This is a genomic window from Actinoplanes sp. NPDC051405 (genome assembly GCF_055586185.1).
Map to the genome: position 1 here is coordinate 155,605 of NZ_JBVJIR010000018.1, position 25,554 is coordinate 181,158.

At 70.5% G+C, this 25,554-nt stretch carries 28 protein-coding genes; 14 read left to right on the forward strand and 14 right to left on the reverse strand.

Translation table 11 applies throughout. The features are described 5' to 3' along the window. Nucleotides 1-9 precede the first annotated feature (9 nt). On the reverse strand, nucleotides 10-888 hold the full coding sequence (locus ACZ6S4_RS33595; protein ID WP_465478828.1) for a tyrosine recombinase XerC: 879 nt from the start codon (nucleotides 886-888) through the stop codon (nucleotides 10-12). An 83-nt stretch (nucleotides 889-971) separates the two neighbouring features. On the opposite strand from ACZ6S4_RS33595, the gene ACZ6S4_RS33600 reads away from it, so the two are divergent. Both ACZ6S4_RS33600 and ACZ6S4_RS33605 read left to right on the forward strand, forming a co-directional pair. After that, complete coding sequence (locus tag ACZ6S4_RS33600; protein WP_465478757.1) at nucleotides 972-1,502, forward strand: DUF6636 domain-containing protein; 531 nt, start codon at nucleotides 972-974, stop codon at nucleotides 1,500-1,502. Between the two features lie 33 nt (nucleotides 1,503-1,535). Continuing rightward, on the forward strand, nucleotides 1,536-1,997 hold the full coding sequence (locus ACZ6S4_RS33605) for a pyridoxamine 5'-phosphate oxidase family protein (RefSeq protein ID WP_465478758.1): 462 nt from the start codon (nucleotides 1,536-1,538) through the stop codon (nucleotides 1,995-1,997). A 15-nt stretch (nucleotides 1,998-2,012) separates the two neighbouring features. Here ACZ6S4_RS33605 and ACZ6S4_RS33610 read toward each other — a convergent pair whose 3' ends face one another. Further along, the gene (locus ACZ6S4_RS33610; protein ID WP_465478759.1) at nucleotides 2,013-2,417 is read right to left on the reverse strand and encodes a winged helix-turn-helix domain-containing protein; all 405 of its coding nucleotides are present in this window, start codon (nucleotides 2,415-2,417) and stop codon (nucleotides 2,013-2,015) included. A gap of 113 nt (nucleotides 2,418-2,530) precedes the next feature. Between ACZ6S4_RS33610 and ACZ6S4_RS33615 the strand changes: the two genes are divergently transcribed. Further along, nucleotides 2,531-2,875 (forward strand): GNAT family N-acetyltransferase, encoded by a 345-nt coding sequence (locus ACZ6S4_RS33615; RefSeq protein ID WP_465478829.1) that lies wholly within the window; start codon nucleotides 2,531-2,533, stop codon nucleotides 2,873-2,875. A 49-nt stretch (nucleotides 2,876-2,924) separates the two neighbouring features. Here ACZ6S4_RS33615 and ACZ6S4_RS33620 read toward each other — a convergent pair whose 3' ends face one another. The 6 genes from ACZ6S4_RS33620 to ACZ6S4_RS33645 form a co-directional block, all read right to left on the reverse strand. Beyond that, nucleotides 2,925-3,818 carry a helix-turn-helix domain-containing protein gene (locus tag ACZ6S4_RS33620; protein WP_465478760.1) on the reverse strand — a complete coding sequence of 298 codons (894 nt, stop codon included), beginning with the start codon at nucleotides 3,816-3,818 and terminating at the stop codon, nucleotides 2,925-2,927. A gap of 109 nt (nucleotides 3,819-3,927) precedes the next feature. Then, a complete protein-coding gene (locus ACZ6S4_RS33625; protein WP_465478761.1) occupies nucleotides 3,928-4,227 on the reverse strand; it encodes a hypothetical protein in 300 nt (99 codons plus the stop codon). 110 nt (nucleotides 4,228-4,337) lie between these two features. Continuing rightward, nucleotides 4,338-5,225, reverse strand: a complete 888-nt coding sequence (locus ACZ6S4_RS33630) for an SAM-dependent methyltransferase (RefSeq protein WP_465478762.1) — start codon at nucleotides 5,223-5,225, stop codon at nucleotides 4,338-4,340. Nucleotides 5,226-5,279: 54 nt separating this feature from the next. Further along, nucleotides 5,280-5,891: a GNAT family N-acetyltransferase gene (locus ACZ6S4_RS33635; protein ID WP_465478763.1), complete on the reverse strand. Its 612-nt coding sequence runs from the start codon at nucleotides 5,889-5,891 to the stop codon at nucleotides 5,280-5,282. An 18-nt stretch (nucleotides 5,892-5,909) separates the two neighbouring features. Next, the gene (locus ACZ6S4_RS33640; RefSeq protein WP_465478764.1) at nucleotides 5,910-7,397 is read right to left on the reverse strand and encodes an APC family permease; all 1,488 of its coding nucleotides are present in this window, start codon (nucleotides 7,395-7,397) and stop codon (nucleotides 5,910-5,912) included. Nucleotides 7,398-7,448: 51 nt separating this feature from the next. Next, on the reverse strand, nucleotides 7,449-8,258 hold the full coding sequence (locus ACZ6S4_RS33645) for a GOLPH3/VPS74 family protein (RefSeq protein WP_465478765.1): 810 nt from the start codon (nucleotides 8,256-8,258) through the stop codon (nucleotides 7,449-7,451). Between the two features lie 883 nt (nucleotides 8,259-9,141). Between ACZ6S4_RS33645 and ACZ6S4_RS33650 the strand changes: the two genes are divergently transcribed. After that, on the forward strand, nucleotides 9,142-9,327 hold the full coding sequence (locus tag ACZ6S4_RS33650; RefSeq protein ID WP_360550559.1) for a DNA-binding protein: 186 nt from the start codon (nucleotides 9,142-9,144) through the stop codon (nucleotides 9,325-9,327). Between the two features lie 9 nt (nucleotides 9,328-9,336). On the opposite strand, the gene dprA is transcribed toward ACZ6S4_RS33650, so the two are convergent. The 3 genes from dprA to ACZ6S4_RS33665 all read right to left on the reverse strand — a co-directional run bounded on the left by dprA (nucleotide 9,337) and on the right by ACZ6S4_RS33665 (nucleotide 12,822). Continuing rightward, nucleotides 9,337-10,539, reverse strand: a complete 1,203-nt coding sequence (gene dprA, locus ACZ6S4_RS33655) for a DNA-processing protein DprA (protein WP_465478766.1) — start codon at nucleotides 10,537-10,539, stop codon at nucleotides 9,337-9,339. Between the two features lie 384 nt (nucleotides 10,540-10,923). Further along, on the reverse strand, nucleotides 10,924-12,462 hold the full coding sequence (locus ACZ6S4_RS33660; RefSeq protein ID WP_465478767.1) for a YifB family Mg chelatase-like AAA ATPase: 1,539 nt from the start codon (nucleotides 12,460-12,462) through the stop codon (nucleotides 10,924-10,926). Further along, entirely contained in the window at nucleotides 12,463-12,822 is a 360-nt protein-coding gene (locus tag ACZ6S4_RS33665) for a YraN family protein (RefSeq protein ID WP_465478768.1), read from the reverse strand. A gap of 146 nt (nucleotides 12,823-12,968) precedes the next feature. Here ACZ6S4_RS33665 and ACZ6S4_RS33670 point away from each other — a divergent pair, with 146 nt between their 5' ends. From ACZ6S4_RS33670 to ACZ6S4_RS33705, 8 genes are all read left to right on the forward strand, one after another. Then, on the forward strand, nucleotides 12,969-13,739 hold the full coding sequence (locus tag ACZ6S4_RS33670) for a hypothetical protein (RefSeq protein WP_465478769.1): 771 nt from the start codon (nucleotides 12,969-12,971) through the stop codon (nucleotides 13,737-13,739). 290 nt (nucleotides 13,740-14,029) lie between these two features. Continuing rightward, a complete protein-coding gene (gene rpsB / locus ACZ6S4_RS33675; protein ID WP_465478770.1) occupies nucleotides 14,030-15,001 on the forward strand; it encodes a 30S ribosomal protein S2 in 972 nt (323 codons plus the stop codon). A 79-nt stretch (nucleotides 15,002-15,080) separates the two neighbouring features. Beyond that, nucleotides 15,081-15,911, forward strand: coding sequence for a translation elongation factor Ts (gene tsf / locus ACZ6S4_RS33680; RefSeq protein WP_212990418.1), 831 nt, complete (start codon nucleotides 15,081-15,083; stop codon nucleotides 15,909-15,911). Nucleotides 15,912-16,044: 133 nt separating this feature from the next. Next, nucleotides 16,045-16,779, forward strand: a complete 735-nt coding sequence (gene pyrH, locus ACZ6S4_RS33685) for a UMP kinase (protein ID WP_465478830.1) — start codon at nucleotides 16,045-16,047, stop codon at nucleotides 16,777-16,779. 70 nt (nucleotides 16,780-16,849) lie between these two features. Continuing rightward, nucleotides 16,850-17,407: a ribosome recycling factor gene (gene frr / locus ACZ6S4_RS33690; protein WP_360549888.1), complete on the forward strand. Its 558-nt coding sequence runs from the start codon at nucleotides 16,850-16,852 to the stop codon at nucleotides 17,405-17,407. Further along, nucleotides 17,407-18,558: a phosphatidate cytidylyltransferase gene (locus ACZ6S4_RS33695; protein WP_465478771.1), complete on the forward strand. Its 1,152-nt coding sequence runs from the start codon at nucleotides 17,407-17,409 to the stop codon at nucleotides 18,556-18,558. The genes frr and ACZ6S4_RS33695 overlap by 1 nt, the downstream gene beginning before the upstream one ends. Nucleotides 18,559-18,592: 34 nt before the next feature. Further along, a complete protein-coding gene (gene rlmN, locus ACZ6S4_RS33700; RefSeq protein WP_465478772.1) occupies nucleotides 18,593-19,771 on the forward strand; it encodes a dual-specificity RNA methyltransferase RlmN in 1,179 nt (392 codons plus the stop codon). A gap of 40 nt (nucleotides 19,772-19,811) precedes the next feature. Further along, the gene (locus ACZ6S4_RS33705) at nucleotides 19,812-20,867 is read left to right on the forward strand and encodes a DivIVA domain-containing protein (RefSeq protein ID WP_465478773.1); all 1,056 of its coding nucleotides are present in this window, start codon (nucleotides 19,812-19,814) and stop codon (nucleotides 20,865-20,867) included. Nucleotides 20,868-20,925: 58 nt separating this feature from the next. Here the strand turns inward: ACZ6S4_RS33705 and ACZ6S4_RS33710 are convergent, their stop codons facing one another. Next, nucleotides 20,926-21,159, reverse strand: coding sequence for a DUF2631 domain-containing protein (locus tag ACZ6S4_RS33710; protein ID WP_465478774.1), 234 nt, complete (start codon nucleotides 21,157-21,159; stop codon nucleotides 20,926-20,928). Nucleotides 21,160-21,291: 132 nt separating this feature from the next. On the opposite strand from ACZ6S4_RS33710, the gene ACZ6S4_RS33715 reads away from it, so the two are divergent. Continuing rightward, complete coding sequence (locus tag ACZ6S4_RS33715) at nucleotides 21,292-22,854, forward strand: Rieske 2Fe-2S domain-containing protein (RefSeq protein ID WP_465478831.1); 1,563 nt, start codon at nucleotides 21,292-21,294, stop codon at nucleotides 22,852-22,854. A gap of 65 nt (nucleotides 22,855-22,919) precedes the next feature. After that, complete coding sequence (locus ACZ6S4_RS33720; protein ID WP_465478775.1) at nucleotides 22,920-23,267, forward strand: STAS domain-containing protein; 348 nt, start codon at nucleotides 22,920-22,922, stop codon at nucleotides 23,265-23,267. Here the strand turns inward: ACZ6S4_RS33720 and ACZ6S4_RS33725 are convergent. Both ACZ6S4_RS33725 and ACZ6S4_RS33730 read right to left on the reverse strand, forming a co-directional pair. After that, a complete protein-coding gene (locus tag ACZ6S4_RS33725; protein WP_465478776.1) occupies nucleotides 23,248-24,843 on the reverse strand; it encodes a phytoene desaturase family protein in 1,596 nt (531 codons plus the stop codon). The two genes, ACZ6S4_RS33720 and ACZ6S4_RS33725, sit on opposite strands and share 20 nt — an antisense overlap. 11 nt (nucleotides 24,844-24,854) lie before the next feature. Beyond that, nucleotides 24,855-25,523: a TetR/AcrR family transcriptional regulator gene (locus ACZ6S4_RS33730; protein WP_465478777.1), complete on the reverse strand. Its 669-nt coding sequence runs from the start codon at nucleotides 25,521-25,523 to the stop codon at nucleotides 24,855-24,857. Nucleotides 25,524-25,554: the final 31 nt, after the last annotated feature.

Genomic DNA, 25,554 nt, shown 5'->3' on the forward strand with positions numbered 1-25,554 from the left:
CGGCCGGGGTCACGCTCGGGGGTGGGCTTGTTTGAAGGCGGCGCGGAGGCGTTCGGTGGAGACGTGGGTGTAGATCTGGGTGCTCGACAGTGACGAGTGGCCCAGGAGGTCCTGGACCGCGCGCAGGTCCGCGCCACCGTCCAGCAGGTGGGTGGCCGCTGAGTGGCGCAGGTCGTGCGGGCTGGTGTGGGGCAGGCCCGCGGCCTGGGCGGCCGCGGCCACGATCCGGCGGACCACAGTCTGCTGGAGCCGGCCGCCGCGTGCGCCCAGGAACAGGGCATCGCCGCTGCCGGGACGGACCAAGGTCGGGCGGCCGTGACGCAGCCAGTCGTCGAGGGCCTTCTCGGCCGGGATGCCGTACGGGACCATGCGTTCCTTGGCGCCCTTGCCGAAGACCCGGATCACCCGGCGCCCCTCGTCGATGTCAGCTGTGTCGAGGCCGCAGAGCTCGCTGATCCGTACGCCGGTTGCGTAGAGCAGTTCCAGGACCGCTCGGTCGCGTACCGCATGGGGGTCGGCCGTGGTGACGACCAGGTCCGCCGCCTGGTCGGCGCGCAGCACCGACGGCAGGTCGCGGTGCGCCCGCGGGCTGGCCAGCTGCGCGCCGGCGTCGGCCGGGCAGAGCCCGGACCGGTGCGCCCAGGCGGTGAAGGTCCGGGCCGCGGCGGCCCGACGTGCCTGAGAGGTACGCGCGGCGCCGTCGGTCATCCGCTGCGCGAGCCAGCCCCGCAGCACCGTGATGTCCAGATCGGCCGGGGCGGCGCAGCCGGCAGTCGCCGCATGGTCGAGCAGCGAGACGACATCTCCGACATATGCCCGCACAGTGTGCGCGGAGCGGTTGTCGACGCGGGCCAGGTGCACGGCGAAGTCGTCGACCGCGGAACGCATCGCGGGCGGCAGCGATGCGTGGACGTCGCGGGTGCTCACTGTTCTTGCTCCACGCCCTTATCATTCCGCCTTTGGGAGGTGACGTGTCAGCAGCGCGCGGATGGGCCGGGCTGGGCGGGGTGATCACGCTGGTGGTGGCCCTGACGGCATGTTCGGCGTCGCCGGATCCGGTGGAGCCGCGACCGACCACCCAGGCCTTGGCCACGAATGCGGCGCTGGGTGACGCGCCGCCGCCCGGCGCGGCGTCCCCGTCCCCGGAGCCGCCGGACGAGGTCAGCGAGGCGAACTTCGTGTCGCCGTCCGGGAACATCGGCTGCTACCTGGACAAGTCGGGAGCCCGCTGCGACATCGTCCGCAAGAACTGGCAGCCACCGCCGGCACCGGCTGACTGTGACCTCGACTGGGGGTCGGGCATCTCCGTGCACCAGACGGAAGAGGCGACATTCACGTGTGCCGGTGACACTGTGCTGGGTGGAAAAGAGATGCTCGCCTACGGCAAGTCGCTGCGGGCCGGGGACTTCCTGTGCAGCAGCGACAGCAAGGCGATGCGCTGCGAGAACACCGAGTCCGGTCACGGATTCACGGTGGCGATCGAGCAGTACAACCTGTTCTGAGTTTTTGTCAGACCCGGCTCATAGGGTCGGTCCATGGCGAGGTGGCAGGAGATCGAAGACGAGTTCGCCGAGTTCGCGGCGAAGGTGCGGGCCCGGTTCGACGCGGGGACCAACAAGACGATCGCGACGTTGCGCCGGGACGGTGCGCCGCGGATCAGTGCGACGGAGCTGAAGTTCTCCGACGGCGAAGTGACGTTCGGCATGATGGGCGGCTCGATGAAGCTGCTCGACGTGCGGCGCGATCCACGGATAGCGGTGCACAGCCCGACCCTGGAGCCGCCGGCGGACGCACCGGAGCAGTGGCCCGGCGATGCGAAGCTGGCCGGCAAAGCTGTGGAGATGCCGGCGCCGGGGGAGGAGTCGGTGCCCGGGGCCGGCTACTTCCGCATTGACGTGACGGAGGTGTCCCTCACGTATCTCGGGGTGCCCGCGGATCACCTGGTCATCGAGTCGTGGGACGCGGCCCACGGATTTCGCCGCCGGGTCCGGAAGTAGGGGGCTGCGCCGGGCTCAGGGACGGGTCAGCCGGACCCGGTCAGCCGGGTGCACGGTTGTGGTGCCGTCGGGTGCCGTGATCACCAGGACCGGGACACCTTCGGCGAGGCGGTGGGCGCGGCGTTCCGCGTCGGTCGGCATGCGGGCGCCGGCCTTATCGCCGCGGCGCAGGGTGATGAGCTCGGTCGGCTCCGGGACGCGGACGAACGTCCCTCGTGGCCGGTCGACCGTGACCAGGCCCTCAGTGCGGAGCTGACCGATCGCCTGGCGCACGGTGGTGCGGCTGATGCCGTACTCCTGGGCCAGCCGCAGCTCGCTGGGCAGCGGCTCGCCGGGCGCGAGCGCGCCCGACTGGATCTGGTCGCGCAGAAGATCGGCGAGCTGGCGGAAAACCGCGCGGTCGGCCGAGGGGTCGATCATGACTTCCACGGTACGTCATTGTATTTACGTTCAGACGGTTGGTTGCGGTGAGGATGGGCGGGATGGTGGAGATGTAGATCAGCGATGCCCTCTACGACCGGACCTGGCGACGGCTGGTCGCCCGCGATGAGATCCGCGGGGCCGCCGCCCGGCTTGATGGGGTGATGGTGGGGCTGGCCCACTACTACTTCCACACCAGCCTTTGGGGAGCCGGCCGGTGTTATCTGGCCGATTTGTTCGTGGCTCCGCGGGCCCGGCGGCAGGGCGTCGCGACGGCCGTTCTGCACTGGGTTGCGCGAGACGCGGAAGCACACGACGCGCCCCGTTTGTACTGGAACACCACTCTGGACAACAGTGAGGGGCGGGCGCTGTACGACACCGTGGCGGAGTACAGCGGCTTCATCGTTGACAACTACCGACGTGATCAGGGAGCGGCTTCGGCTCGGCACGGCGGGTAGCTCGGTACGCGCGGATGGCAGAAATCCGCCGCGCCCGCTGCCGCCGTTGTCAGTCGCCGCTGATGGCCTTCAGTGCCTCGGTGAGGGTTTGCGGGGTGTCTCCCGGGTGGCCGGCCGCGACGGCGAGTCTGCTCATGGCGATCTCGTAGGGTTCCGAAACCGTCGGGTCGTCGAGGAAGAAGGCGCTACCGATGTGTTCCAGGTAGGCGACGTCCGGTAGGCCCCTGTTTCGCAGCAGGGAGAACGACGTGGCGACGCCGACGCGTCCGCCGGCGCCGGGCGGCAGGATCTGGATGTTCACGTTGCGGTGCTGGATCGCTTTTTGCAGAAAGGCGATCTGGTCCCGCATGACCTTCGGGCCGGCGATGCCGTCCGGCAGGGCCGCTTCGTCCAGGGCGGCTTTGTCGATCACCGCCCACAGCTGCGGGGTCTTGTTGTTGAGCAGGGCGTGCTGTCGTTGCATACGCACGTCGACCCGTCGGCGGACCTGGTCCGGGTCGGTGTGGTGGAGTCGGATGACCGCTTCGGCGTACGCGGGCGTTTGCAGGAGGCCGGGGATGAAGCGCACTTCGTAGGTGCGGATGTGCTGGGCGATCGATTCCAGCACGAGGTACGAGCAGAACCAGCCGTCGAGAAGATCGCCGTAGGCGTCCCACCACTGGCGGGTCTCCAGCCGGCGGGCGAGTTCGAGGAGGGCCTTGCGTTCGTGGGAGTCCGTGACGCCGTACAGGATCAGCAGTTGGTAGACGTCGTCGGCTTTGACCTTGATCCGGCCCCATTCGATGCGGCTGATCTTCGATCCTGAGCCGCCGATGTGCCGGCCCGCCTCGATCGGGGTCAGGTCCTTGGCCTCGCGCAGGGACCGCAACCGGCGGCCCAGCACCTCGCGTGCATCGTCGGGACGTCCTTTGGCGCTGGGTTGCGACGTCAGGATCGTGGACATTCGATTCTCCGGGTTCGAGGTGATGGGCCGGCCGGTTGGTGGCCGGGGCCGGGCATGACCGGCACAGCTTTTGTCACCTGGACGAGTGACTTCGTGGACGCCGACAGGCCTATGTGGACAGGATGCGCCGGGCTATCTCGCGGGACAGGCCGACGCCACCGGTTCCGGCGACCAGCGCGAGTGCGGACTCCCCGAGGAGCGCAGCGACGATCGAGAAGCCCAGCAGCAGAAGGTTGACGAGCAGCGGAAGGGCAAGACGCCGGCCGGAGCGACGCCTTGTGATGAGTTGGCGTCGGCGCTCCGGCCGGTGCCGACAACGGTTTGCTGGCATGACCACGCCGGTTATCGTGCCGTCCGGGAAGCCTCCCTGCAATGCCATCTGCACGCGTGCATGCACGTGCAGATGCAAGGTTCCTCTGTAGGGCGGCGCCCTTGGTCCGCTTTGGCCGACTATGACGGTTAACTGCGGCGTGCTTGCCGGCTATGCCGTCCCGCGGTCGCGGCGTGGCGGGGTGATGATCACGGCAGGCGGCCGATCGCGGCATACGCGACGGCCTGGTTCGGAGCGGCCTGTGGCTTCGGGTCGCGCTCCGGGAGCCACTCGACGGTCGACACCAGGCCCGGCTCGACGAGCTCCAATCCGGTGAGGAACGCTGCGACCTCCTGGCGAGTGCGTGCCTTGAACGGTCCGTGCTCCATGCTCGCCGCCAGCTCGGCGAGATGCGCGGCCGTCCCGGGGTCGAGCGGGTCGTAGGTGACATGGGTCAGGGCTACGTATGAGCCGGGAGCCAGGGCGGCTTTGATCTGGTCGACGGCGGCGTAGGCCTGCCCGTCGTCGACGATGAAATGCAGCACGGCCAGGAGTAGCACCGCGATCGGCTGGTCGAAGTCGAGCACCTCACGGGTGATCGGGTGAGCCAGGAGCGTGCCGATGTCGGTCAGGTCGCCGTCCAGGAACTGGATCGTGCCCTCCGGCGTACCGATGAGCAACGCGCGGGCGTGGGAGCCGACCAGCTCGTCGCAGTCGACGTACAGGATGCGGCTGCTGGGGTCGACGGCCTGGGCGATCTCGTGCACGTTCGGTTCCTGCGGCAACCCGCATCCGAGGTCGAGGAACTGCCGTACGCCCCGCTCGGCGAGGTAGGCGACCTGACGCTCCATGCACCGGCGAAGTTCCTTGGCGGCCAGGCGGATGCTGGGCAAGGCTTTCTGCAACTTCGCGGCGGAGTCACGGTCGGCCTGGAAGTTGTCCTTGCCGCCCTGCAGGTCGTTGTAGCGGCGGGCCGGCGACGGGCGGGATACGTCGATCGGATTCTCGCCGTAGGCGGCGACGTGACGTTCGAGGTCACGTCGCCGCTCCGCGATCGGGGCGTCAGGGTCGCGCGAGTCGGGTGAGGGTTTCGTCATGGCGATCGGGGTCCTTGGTTGAACGTGGGTCGTGGGCCTGGGTTCCGGGGGTTGTCAGCCGTTCTGCGCAGGTCTCCACATGCGGTACAGCACCGTGTCGCCGGTGACCGTGATGGTGGGTGGGTTCATGTCCTGGTAGCGGTGTCGCCGGTACAGGGCCCGGTTCTGCAGGCCGGTGGCCTCCAGGTAGGCGGGGATGCCGTCGGCGTCGAGCCGGCTGTGGGTGTGGTCCATCAGCCGGCTGCCCAGTCCTTGGCTCCACCGTTCCGGGCGTACGGCGAGGAACAGCAGGTGCCAGTGCGGGTCGGTGGGGTGGTGGGCTTCCATCTGCAGATCAAGGTGCTGGAACCGGGGCAGATATTCATCGGCGAGATCTGCGAGGTGTTTCTCGTACCCCTCGGGTTCGCGCGCCTCGTGGGTGCGGTCGAACCAGACGGCGGCGGCGCCGGCGTCTGTGGTCACGACGACCTGTCCTGCGCCGCTGATGGCGTGGGCGATGGAGAGCCGGTACCAGTCGCGGGTGATCGTCCGGCGGCGGGACGCATCGGGGACGAGATAGTGGATGACCTTCAGATGGTCGAACGCGTCGGCGACGATGTCAGCCACGGTGTCTACGTCGTCCGGGCCGGCGAGGCGCAGCGTCGGGGTGGTGTCGGTGCTGGTCATGCGGGTGGGCCCTTTCGGTCAGAGGATGGCGGACAGGCCGGAGGTCGAGGCGGTGGCGCTGCGGGCTCCGCGACCGATGCCTTCGTAGACGTCGGGTCGGGTGCGTCGCAGGATCAGTCCCCAGGCGGTGCCGGCGGCGAAGATCAGCAGCAGGGCGATGGGCACTGTCCGGGCGGGGCCGGTGCCGGGGGCGACGCCGTAGAGGCCGGCGAGGTTGTCGATCGCGAGGTAGGCGACGATCAGCAGGATGGCGGTGGCGAGCAGGGGTGCGATGCGGCGTTGCCACAGGTTTTCGCCGTGGGTGTTGCCGGTGAAGAAGCCGATGACGGCGATGCTGGTCAGGGTGTAGAGCAGCAGGATGCCGAGGCCACCGGTGGTGGAGCCCCAGTAGAACAACTGCACCAGCGGGTCCCAGCCGGCGATGGCGTAGAGGATCAGCACGGCCAGGGCGAGGGTGGTCTGGGCGAGGGAGGCGTTGCGGGGTGCGCCTTTGATGGTGGTGCGGCCGAACAGTCGCGGGAGGACGCCTTCGCGGCCGAGGGCGAAGGTGTAGCGGGCGATGGCGTTGTGGAAGGCCAGCAGTGCGGCGATCAGGCCGGTGCCGAGCAGGATCTTCCCGACGGTGACCGCGGCGTGGCCGAGCATGACGGTGGCTTCGTTGAAGAACAGATCAGCGCCCTCGGCGGCGGCCCGGTCGATCGGTTGGGGGCCGGCGGCGGAGATCTGCACCCACGACGCGAGCGCGTAGGCGGCGCCGATGACGGCGATGGTGACGTAGGTGGCGGTCGGGATGGTGCGTCGTGGGTCTTTGCTTTCCTCGATGTAGACCACCGACTGTTCGACACCGGCGAACGAGGTGGCGCCGAGCACGATCAGCACGCCGAGGCTGGGTCCGGACAGGTCGCTCATGTTCATCGCGGCGCCGGAGAACGCGAAGCCGGAGGCGAGCATGATCGCCAGGCTGTAGAGCACGACCAGGACGGTTTCGGCGACGACCAGGAAGACAAGGACGTAGCCGGAGAGTTTGACCTCGTTCGCGCCGAGCAGGGCAACCAGGGCCCAGGCGAGGACAGCGGGGATGAACCAGTGCACGTCGAAACCGAGCCAGTCGCCGAGCAGCGGGGCGCCGATCGCGGCACCGAACGCGCCGTAGCAGCACAGTTGGAAGCTGGTGTAGGTGGCCAGGGCGAACCAGGAGGTGCCGACGCCGAACGGGCGGCCGATGCCGTGGGCGACGTAGGCGTAGAACGCGCCGGCGTTGGGGATGTGCCGGGCCATCGCCAGGTAACCGACGGCGTAGATCATCAGGATCGCGGCGACGGCGATGATCGCGATCGGGAAGCCGAGCAGGCCGGTCGCCGCCAAGGCGAGGGGCACAACCAGGGTGATGACGGTCAGCGGCGCCACGGACGAGGCGATGGCTGAGCCGATCGCGAACGGGCCGAGCCGGTTGCGCGCGAGCGCGTACGAGACGCTGGTCCGGACGACAGAGGGAGGTGCGGACACCGGGGGTTCCTCCTGCAAAAGGGGTTGAGGGGTAGGGAATGCATGGGGTGATCAGCGCATGGCGGCCTCGCCGATCGCGGCGTCCGCCGCGTGCAGCAGCTCTCGCAACATCGCCTTGATGCCGGACCCGCCCGGGTCGGTCAGACCGGTCTGGATCTGCTGGGTGAGCAAGGACCGCTCGTACGGCGACAGCGTGGCCAGCGCGTGGTGGTGCAGCCCGGTAGCCAGGAACAGACCCGCGAGAATGACGTCGGCCCAGGGCAGCGTTCGCCCGGTCTGCACGGCGTGGGTGATGGTGTTCGCCGGTGTCCCGGAGGCGTAGGAGTCGAAGGGCAGGTATCGCACCGTGGTGCCGCCGAAGAGCCGGCGGTGCTCTTCGCGCTGGACCAGGCCGGTGCGGGACAGCCGGTCGAGAACTCGTGCCTCCGCGCGACTGTCGTAAGCCAGGTAGGAGATCCACGCGTTGAGCGGGTGGCCGGGCCGGCGGTGCCGGGTCTCCTGCTGCACCGGCGGTGGCCAGGCACCACGCTCCCAGGCGCGTGGCCCCCACTGCTCCTCGTGCGCTGTCGCCCGCGCCTGCACCGGAGCCGGCGGGGCAGGCCAGGTCTGCTCTTCGGCCTGCATCGTGACCAGCACCGGGCGCAGCGCAGGATCACTCGGCAGGGCGGCCGCGGCATCCTGGGCGCGGAACAGTTCGCCCTCGCGCAGTTCCAGAAACCCGCCGTGGATCAGCTCGGCCAGCAGCCCGGTGGCCAGCCCGACCCCGAGCGGCCAGTCACCGATCAAGCGAGCGCCTTTGACGCCGTCGTGCGCGGCGAGCCACAGGTCGTCGGTGAGCCGCGTCGGCTCCGCTGACGGCATGACGATGGTCCTTCCTCCGTGAGGTGTTCGCGGTAGCGGAGTCGCGACCGATGCCGGCCGAGCCGGCACCGGGGCCGAGTGCTCAGTGGGCGACGCACATCCGCCGGGTGTCCTCGCCTGGGTCGAGGTCCGGTTCTGGTCGCCACCACGTCGGGGACACCGGTCCGGGATCGACCAGCAGCAGGCCGTCGAACAACCCGCCGATCTGCGCGGCGGGGTGGGGCAGCGGCGTGGTGACACCCGGGTTTGCGGAAGCCGCGGCGCCGATCGCTTGTGGTCGGCTGTCACAACTGCCGGGCGCGGGTGCCTCGACATTCGCCCTGCGCGCCGCCTGGGCGATCTCGTGCCCGGCACCCTGGTGCGCCAGGTAGGCCGGCGCGCGGCGGATGAACTCCCGAGCGGCGTCGCGCCCGGACCTTGCGCCGGCTGGCCGGCCCGCCTGGTGGTGCCGGGCACTGTCTCTGGTGTCGCCGTCCGGCCGCGGGTCGGTGCCCGGTGCGTTTCGTTCGTTCCGGGCGGGAGGGAACGGTAGTCGCGGTGCGGGGACCAGGCGGTCCACGCAGGGGGCTCGGAGTCCGCACGAGCAACGTCGCCACCACGACTGCCAGAGGCGTCTGTGGGACGGCTCGTGCGGGACCGGGTCAAGACGCCGCCTGCGACGAATACTCATCCGGCCGCCTTTCCGGGGACCGCTTGTCGGGGAGGGTCATCCGGCTACTGGCTTTCGAGGCTGCGCCCGTGCGCGGCCGGGAACTCGTGCGGGGCCGGGGAGTCATGCGGCCACCGTAGTTGACCAGCGACTAGCTGTCGTTCGTGAAGTTGACCCATGACTAATAGTCATACGTCTACGGTCGATCATGTGGGAAGCAAGCCGATTCGATTGATGGGCGCGCACGAGATCCGCCTTCGCCTGGGTGGGGTCAGTCGTCAGCGCGCGTACCAGATCACCAGCAGGGCGGACTTTCCCGCGCCTGTCGCTGATCTGGCCCAGGGCAAGGTGTGGGCGACCGAGGACGTCGAGGCCTGGATGAAGGCGCACCGGCGGGACGTCGACGACGTCGAGGCCTGACGCCGCCGTCTACACCGGACCGGGCGGCGCTCGCCTGGTCGGGCGGGCCAGTGCCACGCCGTCGCTCCGGCGTACCACCAGGCCGGCCATCTCGAGCAGCGAGAGCCGGCGCAGCACCGTGCGTACGCCCAGCCCTGCCCTTGCCGCCAGTTCCTCCGGGCCCACCGTTCCGCGGCGGGGGATCGCCTCCAGCACCAGCGCGGAGTCCTCGTCCAGGTCGTCCCGGACGTGATCCCGGCCCCGCGGTATCTCCGCCAGGTATTCGCCGATCCGGCCGACCTCTTCGAGCACCTGGGCCGTACCGGTCACGACGACCGTCTCGGGATGCCGGCGCAGCAGCTCATGACAGCCCACCGACATCGCTGACGTCACCGGCCCCGGTACGACCATGGCCCGCCGCCCCAGCGCCACCGTCCTGCTCAAGGTCTGCACCGCGCCGCTGCGGGCGGCCGCCTCGACGATGACCGTTCCCGCTGTCGCCGCCGCGATGACCCGGTTGCGGATCAGGAACCTGTGCCTCAGTGGGTCCGAGCCCGGCGGCCACTCGCTCATCAGCAGACCGCTCTCGGCTATCTGCTCGAACATGGCGGAGTTCCCCACCGGGTACGGCCGGTCGACCCCGCACGCCAGCACAGCAACCGTCAGCCCGTCCGCCGTCAGCGCCGCCCCGTGCGCCGCCGCGTCGATGCCGAACGCCCCGCCGGACACCACCGTCCAGCCGTGCTCGGCCAGCCCGTACGCGAGCTCGTTCGTCACGTGCAGGCCATAGCTGGTCGCAGCGCGGGCACCCACCACCGCGACCGATCGAGCGAACGCCTCATCGAGCCGCCGCGCACCCCGGACCCACAGGCACAGCGGCGGGCGGACGTCACGGTTGATCCGGTCGCCGCCGTCGAGTTCGAGGGTGCTGAGCGTGTCCACTCCGGCCGGCCACTCCGGATCGGCGGGGACCACCACGCGAGCGCCCAGCCGGTCGGCGCGACGTAGCGCCGCCTCGGCCAGCCTGCGCGGGTCGCCGACGCTCGACCGGGAGATGACCGCGGCGCGCAATGTCGACTCCGGGACGTCCCCGTCCAGCAGCCGGTTCAGAGTGGCCTCGGCGCCTGCCGCCTCTACGAGCTGCCACACGGCCCGGTTGCCCGGCTCGGCCAGCCAGGTGAGAGCCACCCGCGCCATCCGGTCGGCATCGTCACCGGGCTGCGACCCGCTCATGCCGCCCTCCCGCCGTCGTCGTCCCCGGACGGGATCAGTGAGGTGAGGGCCGGCCAGGGCCGGCGTCTGCGGCGGTGCCGCCCGCCGAGCGGCCATCTGGTCACGGCACCCGAGCGGCCATCCGGCCACAGCGGGACAACCGGCGCCAGCTCCGCGCCCACCGCCGCCGGATCCGGCGCCGCAACAGACTCCACAACAACCCGCGGCGAGGCCACCGCCGCGGATTGCAAGGCATCCCCCCGCAAGGACAGCGAAGGAGATTGCAGGGCATCGCGCGGCGGGGCCGGCGCCGCGGATCGCAGAGCATCGCGTGGCGAGGATGGCGGAGGGGTCAGCAGGGCATCGCGTTGCGGGAAAGGCGCAACCCGCGGCGAGATCTGCTGGTCAGGTCTGGTCTCTCTGGTCATGGGCCTCTCCCATTCGTAGTTGTGCCGCCTCGTGGACATCTGAGCCCGTCGGCCGGCCCCGCCCGTCCAGATCCGCGATCGACCACGCCAGCCGCAAGATCCGGTCGAATCCCCGCGCCGACAGCGACCCCCGGTCCAGCCCGGCCCGCAACGCCGCCGTGTCCCGCGCCGCCAGTCGCCACGGCGGCCGCCGCAGGTGCGACCCCGGCACCTCCGCGTTCACCCGCCATCCCGCCTCCGACCACCGTTCAGCTGCCGCCGCCCGCGCCTCGGCCACCCGTTCCGCCACCACGGCGGACGACTCGGCCGGCCCGGCGGTCGTCATCAGCTGGGCGGCGCTCAACGGCTGGATCCGGATCTGGATGTCGATCCGGTCCAGCAGGGGACCGGACAGCTTGGCCAGGTACCGGCGCCGGGCCGTCGCCGGGCACACGCAGAACTGGTCTCCCGCCGGGTTCGCGCACGGGCACGGGTTCGCCGCCAGCACCACCTGGACCCGGGCCGGATATTCGGTGCTGCCCCGGGCCCGGGCCAGCCGCACCCGCCCGCTCTCCAGTGGCTGCCGCAGCGCCTGCAGAGTCGCGTTGGCGAACTCCGGTGCCTCGTCCAGGAACAGGACTCCGCGGTGCGCCAGCGACAGCGCGCCCGGGCGGGCCAGGCCCGATCCTCCGCCGACCAGTGCCGCCAGGCTCGCGCTGTGGTGGGGTGCCTGGAACGGCGGGCGGCGTACCAGGCCGCCGTCCGGTGGGAGCACGCCGGCGATCGACTGCAGTGCCGTCACTTCCAGGGCCGACGTGTCGTCCAGCTCGGGCAGGAGTGATGGCAGGCGTTCGGCCAGCATCGTCTTTCCCGCGCCGGGCGGGCCGATCAGCGCGAGGTGGTGCCCGCCGGCCGCCGCCACCTCGAGGGCATAGCGACCCAGCTCCTGACCGGCCACGTCGGCCAGGTCCGGTCCGCCGGATGCCTGCGGTGGCTGGGCGGGTGGCGGCTCCAGCAGGCGGTCCTCGCCCCGGACGTACGCGACCAGCCGGTGCAGCGAGTCGACCCCCCGCACCGTCAGCCCGGGCACCACCGATGCCTCGCGGGCGTTGCCCAGCGGCACGATCACCCGGCTGATCCCCGCCCGCGCCGCAGCCGCCACCATCGGCAGCACCCCGCGGATCGGTCGCACTGCCCCGTCGAGGCCTAGCTCGCCCAGCACCACCACGCCCTCCAGCGGCGCCGGTGGCAGCTCGCCCGCCCCGGCCAGCAGCGCGCATGCGATCGACAGGTCGAACGCGCTGCCGTGCTTGGGCACTGTGGCCGGCAGCAGGTTCACCGTGATGCGCCGGTTGGGCCAGCTCTGGCCTGAATTCACCACCGCGGCCCGCACCCGGTCGCGGGCCTCGTGCAGCGCCGTGTCCGGCAGGCCGGTGAGCACCACCGCCGGCAGGCCGGGCGACAGGTCCGCCTCCACCTCGACGAGGTGTCCTTCGACGCCGACGAGACCGACGCACAGCACCCGTGCGTAGCTCACCTAGAACGCCGCTCGGACGTGCTCGACCACGGTCGCTCCGCGCGGCTGGGGGAGCACCGCCACGACGTCGAAACGGACCTCCCTGGGGCGTACTCCCGCCTGCTCGAGCCAGCGGGCCGCCAGCCGGCGCAGGCGGCGGACCTTGGCCGGGCGGATCGCCTCGGCCGGCGTGCCGAAGGTGGCGCCGCGGCGGGTTTTGACCTCGCAGAAGACGACGTCGTCGCCGTCGCGCAGGATCAGGTCGACCTCGCCCTCGGCGCAGCGCCAGTTGCGGGCGAGCACCACCAGGCCCTGGTCGCGCAGGTGCCGCTCGGCCAGTCGCTCGCCGTACGCGCCGACCGCCCTTCTCTCCGTTGTCATGACGGCGACCGTCGCGCATCCGGGGGTCCTCGCGCGGGGCCGGTTGTGGACAGAGCGCGATTGTGGATAACCGCAGCGTCATCGTCGGCATCTGATAGGTCCCCAGCGGTGGCATCCGGACCCCGCGTCACCTACGGTGCGAAATCGTGGAAGGACATCGCCGGTACGCCGAAGAGCCGGAACCCAGCTGGTACACCGGGCAGCGGGCAACCGAGGTCCCGAGCCCGTACGCAGCTCAGCCGCCCGAGACGAACCCCTACGACTCGGCTGTGCACGAGCGTCCCAGTGGCGCGTTCCGCTTGCCGGACCAGCGCTCCGCCGACCCGTACTCGGCACCACCGGCCGGTTATGCGTCACCCGATCCGGTGACGACCTCCGGCAGCCACGCGTTGTCGTCCGCCGATTCCGGCTCGATCCGGATCCCCGTGCGCGGGCCCGAGTATCCGGCGGTCCGGCCGAGCAGCGGTGCGACGTCGCTCGCCGACGCCCCGGCCGTTTCCACGGTCACCACGACCACCACGTACGGCGCCGCGCCGGAGCCCCCGCCGCCGGCGGCGTCCCCCTACAACGAGCCGACGAGCATGGTCCCCATGGCCAAGCCGGGTGGCGGCGCTCCCGACTCGGTGTACCACTCGCGCCGTCCGGTTTCGGCCGTCGTGTTCGCCGCCGTCACCGTCGTCCTGTTGATCCCGGCGCTGTTGCTGCTGATCCGGGCCGCGTTCGTCGACGACGCCACCGCCCGGGGCGTCGTGCCCGCGGTCCTGCTGACCCTCGGGCTCCCGCTGACCGGTTTCGGGTTGTACTCGCTGGCCGGTGGCGGCCGGACGAGTGCCCGTGACGCCTGGCTGCGGCCGCCGCTCGCGTACCTTCCGATCGGTCTGGTCCTGCTGCTGGCCGCCGCGCTCGCCGTCGCCTAATCCGACAAAAGGCCCGGAATTCGGGCGGCGTCCGCCCGGAAGCGGGCCGCGTCGCCCACGGCGTATGCTTGTCCACGGCGACCGCCCCGTGCGGTCGACTTCGCGCGCCTTCTGCACGAGCCACGATTGATCACTCACCGGCTGCACCTTCCGGCGAGGGGTCATGAGCCGTCAGCGACGGTCCTCCCTGGTCCCGATTCCTTTCGGGCCCGCCTGGGCCGGCGACCGGGCGCCAGGACGCACACCGCCGGTGAGCGTGACAACCAGGGAATAGCAGGGAGCAATTCACCATGGCCGTCGTGACCATGCGTCAGCTGCTGGAGAGCGGTGTCCACTTCGGGCACCAGACCCGGCGCTGGAATCCGAAGATGAAGCGATTCATCATGACGGAGCGCAACGGCATCTACATCATCGACCTGCGCCAGACCCTCGACTACATCGAGAAGGCCTACGCGTACGTCCGTGACACCGTCGCCGAGGGTGGCCACATCCTCTTCGTCGGCACCAAGAAGCAGGCCCAGGAGGCGATCGCGGAGCACGCGACCCGCGTGGGCCAGCCGTACGTCAACCACCGCTGGCTCGGTGGCATGCTGACCAACTTCCAGACGGTGTACAAGCGGCTCCAGCGCATGAAGGAGCTCGAGGCGATCGGTGACCTCACCGGTACCGCCGCCGGCTACACCAAGAAGGAGACCCTTCAGCTGTTCCGTGAGCAGACCAAGCTCACCAAGACCCTCGGTGGTCTGCGGGACATGACGAAGGTGCCGTCGGCGATCTGGGTCGTCGACACCAAGAAGGAGCACATCGCCGTCGACGAGGCCCGCAAGCTGGGCATCCCGGTCATCGCGGTGCTGGACACCAACTGCGACCCGGACGAGGTCGACTTCCCGATCCCGGGCAACGACGACGCGATCCGCTCGGCCGAGCTGCTGACCAAGGTCATCGCCGCCGCCGTCGCGGACGGTCTGATCAAGCGCTCCGGCCGCAACCGCGGCAACGCCGACGACAAGCCCGAGCCGGGCACCGTCGCCGCCGGTGAGCCGCTGCCCGAGTGGGAGCGCGACCTCTACGAGGGCGCCGACAAGAAGGCCGCTGACACCGAGACCGCCGCTGCGCCGGCCGCCGGAGAAGCTGCGCCGGTCACCGGAGAAGCTGCGCCGCCCGCCGGCGAGGCTGCCCCCGCCGTTGCGGGCAACGACGCCACCCCGGCCGTCGACGCCGTACCGGACGCCCCTCAGAAGGTCGCCGCCACCGCGGAGTAACAAACTTCAAGGAAGCCGGCCGCCGCCCCGCGGCGGCCGGCCCCGGAAGATCCCGGACCTCAAGCATCGAGAGAGAGTCATGGCCAACTACACCGCCGCGGACGTGAAGAAGCTCCGCGACCTCACCGGCGCCGGCATGATGGACTGCAAGAAGGCGCTCGACGAGTCGGACGGTGACTTCGACCAGGCCGTCGAGTTCCTGCGCATCAAGGGTGCCAAGGACGTCGGCAAGCGGGCCGGCCGGACCGCCGCCAACGGCATCGTGGCGCACTCCGGCAAGGCGCTGCTCGAGCTCAACTGCGAGACCGACTTCGTCGCCAAGACCCCCGACTTCGTCGCGCTGGGTCAGACCCTGGTCGAGCACGGCGAGCAGGCCAAGCTGGCCGACGCCGCCGCGCTGCTGGCCTCCACGCTGGCCGACGGCCGCGCCGTGGCCGACGTGATCCAGGACTTCTCCGCCAAGATCGGCGAGAAGATCGTGCTCAACCGCTTCGCCATCCTCGACGGCAACGTCGCGGTCTACCTGCACCGCAAGGCGCAGGACCTGCCGCCGCAGGTCGGCGTGCTGGTCGAGTTCACCGGCAAGACCGACGAGGCCGGCGCCGACGACGCCCGCGCGGTCGGCATGCAGATCGCCGCCATGCGGCCGAAGTTCCTCACCCGCGAGGAGGTGCCCGCCGAGACCGTGGAGTCGGAGCGTCGCATCGCCGAGCAGACCGCACGCGAGGAGGGCAAGCCCGAGCAGGCGCTGCCCAAGATCGTCGAGGGCCGGGTGAACTCCTTCTTCAAGGACTTCGTCCTGCTGGAGCAGCCGTCGGTCACCGACAACAAGAAGACCGTCAAGCAGGTCACCGCCGATTCCGGGATCGAAGTCACCCGCTTCGTCCGGTTCGAGGTCGGCCAGGAGTAATCCAGGCACCAGCGCACTGCGCGGGAGGCCGGGACGCGAGACAAGCGCCCGGCCTCCCCGTCACATAGGGTCTCGGAGTCAGCGAAGGAAAGGGCGGACCGGCATGACGATGGTGACCGAGCAGGCTGTCGTGATGGACGAGGTCACGGCGCCCCGGGCCGAGCGGCCCCGGCGGGTCGTGCTGAAGCTCTCCGGTGAGGTCTTCGGCGGCGGCGCGGTGGGTGTCGACCCCGACGTCGTGCAGGGCATCGCCCGGCAGATCGCCACGGCCACCCGCCGCGGCGTGCAGATCGCGGTCGTCGTCGGTGGCGGCAACTTCTTCCGCGGCGCCGAGCTGCAGAAGCGCGGCATGGACCGCAACCGGGCCGACTACATGGGCATGCTCGGCACGGTCATGAACTGCCTGGCCCTGCAGGACTTCCTCGAGAAGGAGGGCATCGAGACGCGGGTGCAGACCGCGATCACGATGGCCCAGGTCGCCGAGCCGTACATCCCGCTGCGCGCCATCCGGCACCTCGAGAAGGGCCGCGTCGTCATCTTCGGCGCCGGCGCCGGCATGCCGTACTTCTCCACGGACACGGTCACCGCCCAGCGCGCGCTGGAGATCCACGCCGACCTCGTGCTGATGAGCAAGAACGGCGTCGACGGGGTCTACACCGCCGACCCGCGGACCGACCCGGACGCCCGCAAGATCGACCACATCACCTTCGCCAGCGTGCTCCAGCAGGGCCTGCGCGTCGCGGACCAGGCCGCGTTCAGCCTCTGCGAGGAGAACGGCCTGCCGATGCTCGTCTTCGGCGCCCAGGGCGACGACACTATCGTCCGGGCCGTGAGCGGCGAGAAGATCGGCACCCTGATCACCGCGTGATCCGCGCGTACCGCACACTTTCGCAACGACCACGAGGAACGACCACGAGGAACAAGGAGGCGACGGAGCGGTGATCGACGAGACCCTCTTCGAGGCCGAAGAGAAGATGGAGAGCGCGGTCGAGCACGCCAAGGAGGAGTTCGCCGCGATCCGTACGGGCCGTGCCACGCCGGCGATGTTCTCCAAGATCGTCGTCGACTACTACGGCGCCCTGACCCCGATCACCCAGATGGCCTCGGTCGGCGTGCCGGAGCCGCGCATGGTGATCGTCAAGCCGTACGACGCGTCGCAGCTGGGCCCGATCGAGCGCGCGATCCGCGACTCGGATCTGGGGGTCAACCCCAACAACGAGGGTACGCAGCTGCGGATCAACCTGCCGCAGATGACCGAGGAACGCCGCCGCGAGATGATCAAGGTGGCCCGCACCAAGGCCGAGGAGGGGCGCGTGGCGATCCGCAACGTGCGCCGCAAGGCCAAGGAGCAGCTCGACCGCCTGGTCAAGGACGGCGAGGCCGGCGAGGACGACGGCCGCCGCGCCGAGAAGGAGCTCGACGACGTCACGCACCGCTATGTCGCGGTGGTCGACGAGCTGGTCAAGAACAAGGAAGCAGAGCTGCTCGAGGTCTGATGTCGTACCTCGAGCCCCGCGGTGGGCAGACCCCTTCCGGTGGCCGGGCGTCCGGGCAACCCGACGTCCCGGCCCCGTACGGCCTCGACGTGCCCGCCGAGGAGCCCGACCCGTACGCGGCGCACCGCCGCCAGGCCGCCCAGGAGGCGGCCGAGACCGGCCCGGTGTGGAACGCCTTCACGCCCGGCCCCGAGCCGGTCGCCCCGCACTGGGATCCGCCGGTGGCCGCCACCTCGACGTCCCAGGCCGAGTGGGAGCTGACCGCGACCGAAGCGGAGGGATCCCGTGGACCGGGCCGGCGCCGGGCCGGGCGTGCCGGTAAGCCACCGGTGAAGCCGGCCGGCCGCGCGGGCCGCAATCTGCCCGCCGCCATCGCGGTCGGGGTCAGCATGATCCTGGTCGTGCTGGCTTCCCTGTTCGTCTGGAAGCAGGCCTTCCTCGGGGTCATCGCGCTGGCCGCCGGCCTGGGCATCTGGGAGATGGTCCGGGCGCTCAAGGTCACCGGCGCCCGGCCGCCGCTGATCCCGCTGGTCGCCGGCGGCGTGCTGATGACCGGCCTGGCCTGGTACGGCAGCACGGACGCGCTGATCCTCGGCCTGGTGGTCACCGTCCTGGCCACGCTGCTGTGGCGGCTGGCCGACGGACCCAGGGGTCTCGGCAAGGACTTCGCCGCCACCGCGCTGATCGCCGTCTACGTGCCGTTCCTGCTCAGCTTCGGCGTGCTGCTGGCCAAGCCCGACGACGGCGACTACCGGGTGCTCATCACCCTGCTCGCGGTGGTGCTGTCGGACACCGGCGGTTACGCGGCCGGCGTCTTCTTCGGCAAGCGCCCGATGGCCCCCACCATCAGCCCCAAGAAGTCCTGGGAGGGCTTCGCCGGCTCGGTGGCCGCGGCGGCGGTCGGCAGCTCCGCGCTGGCGTACTTCCTGCTCGACGTCCCGTTCTACTGGGGCCTGCTGTTCGGTGCCGTGCTCTCGGTGGTCGCCGTGCTGGGCGATCTGGCGGAGTCGATGCTCAAGCGCGACATCGGCATCAAGGACATGAGCAACCTGTTGCCGGGTCACGGCGGCCTGATGGACCGGCTCGACTCGATCCTCTTCGCGGTGCCGACGGCTTTCCTGCTGCTCTGGCTCATCGCGCCGCCGGGGTAGGCATGTGCGCCCGACGTGGGAGACTGGATACGCCATGACGATTCTTCCGGTCATCCCGACCAGCCCCGACACCCCCGACGCGGTGGTCACCCGCCGTCGCCCCGCGATGCCGCCGCGCCACCTCGCCGACCTCGACCTGGCCGGCCGCCGCGCAGCCGTCGCCGAGCTCGGCGAGCCCGCGTTCCGTGCCCAGCAGCTCTCCACCCACTACTTCGGGCGGCTGGTGCGTGACCCCGCCGCGATGACCGACCTGCCCGCCGCGTCGCGCGCCAAGCTCACCGAAGACCTGCTGCCCATGCTGCTCACCCCGCAGCGAGAGCTGGCCTGTGACGACGGCGCCACCCGCAAGACGCTGTGGAAGTTGCACGACAACGCCATGGTCGAGAGCGTCCTGATGGGCTATCCCGACCGGATCACCGCGTGCGTGTCCAGCCAGGCCGGTTGCGGCATGGCCTGCCCGTTCTGCGCCACCGGCCAGGCCGGCCTGACCCGCAACCTCTCCGTCGCGGAGATCGTCGACCAGGTCGTCTATCTCGCCGGCGTCGCCGCCTCCGGCGCGGTCACCGGGTCGCCGCCGCGGCTGTCCCGGGTCGTGTTCATGGGCATGGGCGAGCCGCTGGCCAACTACCCGCGGGTGATCGAGGCCGTGCGCCGGCTGGTGGCTCCGGCCCCCGAGGGCCTGGGTCTCTCACAACGGCACATCACCGTCTCCACCGTGGGCCTCGTGCCCGCAATGCGCCGGTTGATCGCCGAAGGGTTGTCCGTGACTCTTGCGCTGTCCCTGCACGCCCCCGATGATGATCTGCGCGATGAGCTTGTGCCCGTCAACCAGCGTTGGAAGGTGGCCGAGGTGCTCGATGCCGCGTTCGGCTACGCGGCGCAGACCGGTCGTCGGATCTCCATCGAATACGCCCTGATCAGGGACGTAAACGATCAACCCTGGCGTGCCGACCTGCTTGGCCGGCTCCTGCACGGCAAGCTGGCGCATGTGAATCTCATCCCGCTCAACCCGACGCCGGGCAGCAAGTGGGACGCCAGCCCCAAGCCGGTCGAGCGGGAGTTCGTCCGCCGGCTGCGCGACGCGGGCGTGGCGACCACGGTCCGAGACACCCGGGGGCGGGAGATCGACGGTGCATGCGGCCAATTGGCCGCAAGTGAGCTGACGGTGGTGGACGCTGGGGGCGCCGTCGCCGACGCGGAGGTGGCACGATGACGGGGCTCAGTTCCCTGCGGACGCTGATTTGGGAGACGTTGTGACGAGTCAGGGACAGCGTTTCCGGCGGCGCGCGCTGCGCCGCGGTTACAAGGTCGACGAGGTCGACGCTTTCCTGGACCGGGTCGAGGCGACCCTGGCCGGCGAGCAGTCCGGCGCGCCCGTCGGTGCCCAGGAGGTGCACGACGTCGTCTTCCGCGTGCGCTTCGGCGGCTACGACGAGTGGCAGGTGGACCTGCACCTGGACCGGGTGGAGCGGCAGCTCGCCGAGTTCGAGGACCGCGGCGGGCGTTCCGCCGATCCCCGGATGGCCCCGGAGCGGATGCAGCCGGAGCCGATGCGGGGCGGGATGCCGGGCGATCGGATGAGCCAGGCGCTGGGCCGGTCCGCGCCGCCCACCGAGCGCCTGCCCGCACCGGTCCGCGACGACCGTCAGTACGCCCGCGAGGACCAGTTCGCCCGCGACGACCAGTACGCCCGCGAGAGCCAGTTCGCCCGCGAGGACCCGTACGGCCGCGAGGACCGGATGCAGCCGCAGCAGCTCCCGCAGCGCCCCCAGATGCCCGCTCCGGACCCGTACGGCCGCTATGAGGAGCCCGGGTACGGTCAGCCGCAGCAACAGCAGCGGCCTCCGGCTCCGGCCGGCTACGACACGGGCAGCTACGACGGCTTCGAGCCGGGCCGGCACGGCAAGACCGACATGACGGCCGAGATCCGCATGCCCGACCGGGACCGTGGCGGCTTCGGCGGCCCGTCGCCGATGAGCGCGCCCCCGATGAGCGGCCCGCCCATGGGTGGTCCGCCGATGGGTGGCCCCCCGATGGGCGGCGGCCCCGGCGGCAGCCCCGAGCTCTACCGGGTGGACCAGCTGCGCCGCACGTTCCAGCCGCGCCGGTTCGGCAGCGGTTACGACCCGGTGCAGGTGGACCGGTTGTTCGAGAGCATCCTGCAGGCCATGACCGGCCGCGGCCCGATGCCCGTCCCCGAGAACGAGCTCGACACGCTGCAGTTCGGGCTGGTTCCGGGTGGCTACTTCGAGGCCGAGGTCGACGCGGCCCTGCGCGAGGTCAAGGACATCCTGCTGCGCCACCGCTGAGCACGTACGGCAAAGGCCCGCCCCCGTTTCCGGGAAGCGGGCCTTGCTGCGTCCGGGGTTACTGGTCGTTCGGCCGCAGGCCGTTGCGGCGCAGCACGACGTCGATGACGACGATGGCGATCAGCCCGACCGCGATCCCGATGATCCAGATGTTCTCGGTGTTGCCCTCGTGGTTGCCCCACAGGTACAGCAGCAGGACGACCGCCGAAGCGATCGCGCCGCGCTGAGCGCCCTTGCGGTTGCCCGGCTTGAGCTGGTCGGGCGCGTAAACCGGCTCGTTCTCGGCTGCCACTGTCGGTTCCTCCTCAGGCACGGACACGTCTGCCGTCCAGTCTGACACGGGGCCGATGCGGGCATCCGGGCAACCCGGCGGTACCTTCGATGCCGTCGGACATGGGTGAACCGAGGGAGCTGAACGGTGCGGATCACGGGCACTGGCCACGCGAGCATGCGGATCGACACGGCCGCGGGCAGCATTCTGTGCGACCCATGGGTCAACCCGGCGTATTTCGCGTCGTGGTTCCCGTTCCCGGACAACTCCCAGCTCGACTGGGAGAGTCTCGGTGACGTCGACTACCTGTACGTCTCGCACCTGCACCGCGACCATTTCGACGCCGAGCACCTGAAGCGCTTCATCAGCAAGAAGGCCACGGTCCTGCTGCCGGAGTATCCGACCAGCCAGCTCGAGGACGAGCTGCGTGAGCTGGGCTTCACCAGCTTCTTCAAGACCAAGAGCAACGAGGTGCACGAGCTCGACGGCGGCCTCAAGGTCATGATCCAGGCGTTGATCAGCCCCACCGACGGCCCGATCGGCGACTCGTCGCTGTGGATCGAGCACGACGGCGTCCGGGTGCTCAACCAGAACGACGCCCGCCCGACGGACCTGTCCACCTTCGCCGAGCTGGGCCACGTGCACGCGCACATGCTGCAGTTCTCCGGCGCGATCTGGTATCCGATGGTCTACGAGCTGCCGCAGGCGGCCAAGACGGCGTTCGGCAAGCAGAAGCGCGACCGGCAGTTCGACCGCACCTGGCGCTACATCGACGACCTGAAGGCCGACCACGTCTTCCCGATCGCCGGCCCGCCGTGCTTCCTGGACGACGAGCTGTGGCAGTTCAACGACATCCACGGTGACGAAGGCAACATCTTCCCGGACCAGTCGGTCTTCATGAGCGAGTACGCCAAGGTCGGCGGCACCAACGGCGTCGTGCTGCTGCCGGGCAGCGTGTCCGAGCTCACCACCGAGACGATCGAGACCACGCACCCCACCGACGTGGACGAGTTCTTCGCCAACAAGAAGGCCCACCTCGAGGAGATGCGCGAGCGCAAGGCGCCGATCATCGCCGCGGAGAAGGCGTCCTGGCGGCACCCCGAGATCGACGTGCTGGGTGAGCTGAAGAAGCGCATCGAGCCGCTGCTGGAGGAGTCGATCTACCTGGCCAAGGGGGTCGGTGGTCCGGTCCGCTTCGACCTGCTCGACTACGACGGCGAGTCGGTCGAGTCGATCGTGGTCGACTTCCCCGGAAAGCAGGTCCGGCCGTACGCCGACGAGAAGGTCCGCTACCGCTTCAAGACCCAGCGGGAGCTCATCGAGCATCTGATCTTCATCGACGAGGGCGACTGGGTGAACTCGCTGTTCCTGTCCTGCCGTTTCTCGGCGGCCCGGATCGGCCAGTACAACGAGTTCGTCTACGCGTTCTTCAAGTGCCTGTCCGAGGAGCGCCTGCAGTACGCCGAGGGCTGGTACGACGAGCACGAGAAGTCGGTCGACGCCGAGGACACCGAGCTGGGCGGCTGGACGGTGCAGCGCCGCTGCCCGCACCTGAAGGCGGACCTGAGCCGCTTCGGCATCGTCGACGGCAACGTGCTGACCTGCCAGTTGCACGGCTGGAAGTTCGACCTGCCGACGGGCAGGTGCCTCACCAGCGTCGGCCACAAGATCCGCGCCGAGAAGACGGCTGCCGAGCCGGCCGCGCGAGCGGAGTAACGCCGGGCCGTCCCGGAGCGCTCTTATCTCTGGCATTGATCGTCAGAGCGCTCCGGGAGGGACCCATGGACGACATCTGGGCTTACCGTGTCAGCCGGCAGGGCGAAATGTCCCTCGTCACCCTGTCCGGCGAAGTCGACATGAGCGCGGAGGACGAGCTGGCCGAGGTCCTGCTGGCCGAAGTGGCGCGTCCCGGCATCTCGTGCGTGGAGATCGATCTGGACGCCGTCGAGTTCCTGGACTCGTCCGCGATCAACGTCCTGGTCCGGGTCTTCAACACCGCCCGGGAGGCCGGCCGGGAGCTGCACCTCGTCCGGGCCCACCAGACGCCGCTGAAGGTACTGGAGATGACCGGGCTCATGCCGCTGCTCGCCCCCGGCGGCGGGGCGGCGGTCAGCGACCCAGGTCGGTGAGGATGCGCCTGGCGGCGTTGTGACCGGCGGCGCCGATCACACTGCCGGCCGGGTGCGCGCCCGCTGAGCCGGCGTAGAGACCGTCCAGCCCGGTGGCGTACGGCATGCGCTCGTCGAAGGCCACCGTGTTGTCGACGTGGTGGATGTGGCCGCCGGTGATGCCGAAGTGCTGCTCGATGCCGGGCGGGGTCAGCGGCATCGTGTCCGCCACCAGCTGCGACGTGCCCGGTGCGTAGCGGTCGACGATGGCCAGCAGGCGCTCGACATAGCCGGGCAGCTCCGCGTCCCACGAGGACGACGCCAGCTCGTACGGCACCGACTGGACGAACAGGGCCGACGAGTGGTGGCCCGCCTCGTCCTGCAGCGACGGGTCGACGGTCGTGTGCAGGTACCACTCGATGGTCGGTTCCGCCGGCAGCCGGCCGGCCTGCACGTCCGCCCACATCGCGCGCAGCGCGGCCATCGGCGAGTCCGTCTCGGCCAGGCCGGCCAGGCCCGCCGAGCCGGGCAGCAGGTGGATCGTCGAGCCGAACGGCGACGCCGCGTCCTCGGGCAGGCAGGAGAAGCGCGGCAGCCCGCTGAGCGCGAGGTTGACCTTCAGGGTCGTGCCGGGGCGGCGGACCGCAGCCATCCGGTCGGTCAGGGCGGCGGGCAGCGCGCCCTCCGGGACCAGGCTCATCAACCTGTACGGGTCACAGGAGCCGAGCACCACCCGGGACGAGATCGCCCGCCCGTCGGCCAGGACCACGCCCGTGGCAGCGCCCTGGGAGACCGTCACCTCGGCGACCGGGGTGCTCGTGAAGATCGACGCACCGGCGGCGCGGGCGGCATCGGCGAACGTGCGCGAGACCGTGCCCATCCCGCCTGCCGCGATCATCCACGTGCCGTCCGAGCCCGGCAGCCGGCACATGTTGTGCACCAGGAAGTTGTGGCCGGTGCCCGGGTCGTCGGGGCCGGCGTTCAGCCCGGACAGGCCGTCGGTCACCGCGTACATGCTCATCAGCAGTTCGCTCTTGAAGCCGAACCGGGACAGGTAGTCGGCGACCGAGCCACGGACCAGGTCGATGAACGTGCTCTGCAGCTGGGGGCGGATGTGCCGGTCGGCGACCTCCTCGACCGTGCCGGGCTCGCGCAGCCAGGCCGGCGCCAGGTCGGACCGCAGGGCGGCGATCTCCACCTGCATCGCCTCGTCGGCGGCCACGTCGCGGGGCGAGAAGAACCGTTGCATCTGCGCCCGGGTCGCCTCGCGGTCCGTGCCGAACAACAGGTACGGCGAGCCGGGGCCGCCCGGGGTGGGCAGGAAGTAGTGCGGGTCGCGGCGCAGCACCGGGATGTCCACGTCGAGCGTGCGCAGCAGCTCCGGCGGCATCAGCCCGAGCAGGTACGAGCCGGTGGACTGGCCCAGGCCGGGCACCCGCGGGAACGGCCGCTCGGTGCGGGTGGCCCCGCCGAGCACGTCGGCGGCCTCGAGCACCACGACGTCCAGTCCGGCGCGGGCCAGCAGCACGGCGGAGACCAGGCCGTTGTGGCCGGCCCCGATGATCACCACGTCCGCGCGTTCGGGCAGAGAGCTCATGGCAGCGGAGCCTAGCGCGCCAATCGGCTGATGGTCCGGGCCAATTCGACCTCGAAAAGTGGCTCCACGTCCGTCATGGCCCACCTGAGATGGCCGAAAACCTCCATCGCGACGATGCCGTACAGCCGGGTCCAGGCGGCCACGAAGAGGTAGATCACGGGCAGTGGGAAACGGTCACCGAAGGTGTCCAGGTACGGCTTGAACAGCTCGCGCAGTGCCGGTTCGGGCAGGTCGGGCGCCTCACCACCGAACGGGTGCCGGGCGTAGTGCTCACCCAGCACCGTGAAGAACGTCTCCCCGAACCGCGCCCCGGCGTCGTTGAGCGGGATGCCGAACATCAGCGCGAACTCGGCCGGCCGGTCGAGGGACCAGCGGCGGAAGGCCCGGGCCATGTGCCCGACGCGGACCAGGGGCTCCTCGTCGCTGTGGGCCAGGGCGGCGTCGGCGACCGCGGCCCGGAGATCGGCGAACAGATCGGTGACGATGGCCAGAATCAGGGCATCAAGGCTGGCGAAGTACCGGTACAGGGCGGGGGCGGTCATGCCGAGGTCACGGGCGATGGCACGCAGCGAGATGGCGGCCGGGCCACCGGCGACGAGCAGACGGCGGGCGGCGTGCTTGATCTCGGTGACGGTCTCCGCGCGCAGCCGTTCGCGGCGGCCGGGCGTGGTCGTCGTCATATGCGGGCTCCGTTGACGAGGATGAACGGTG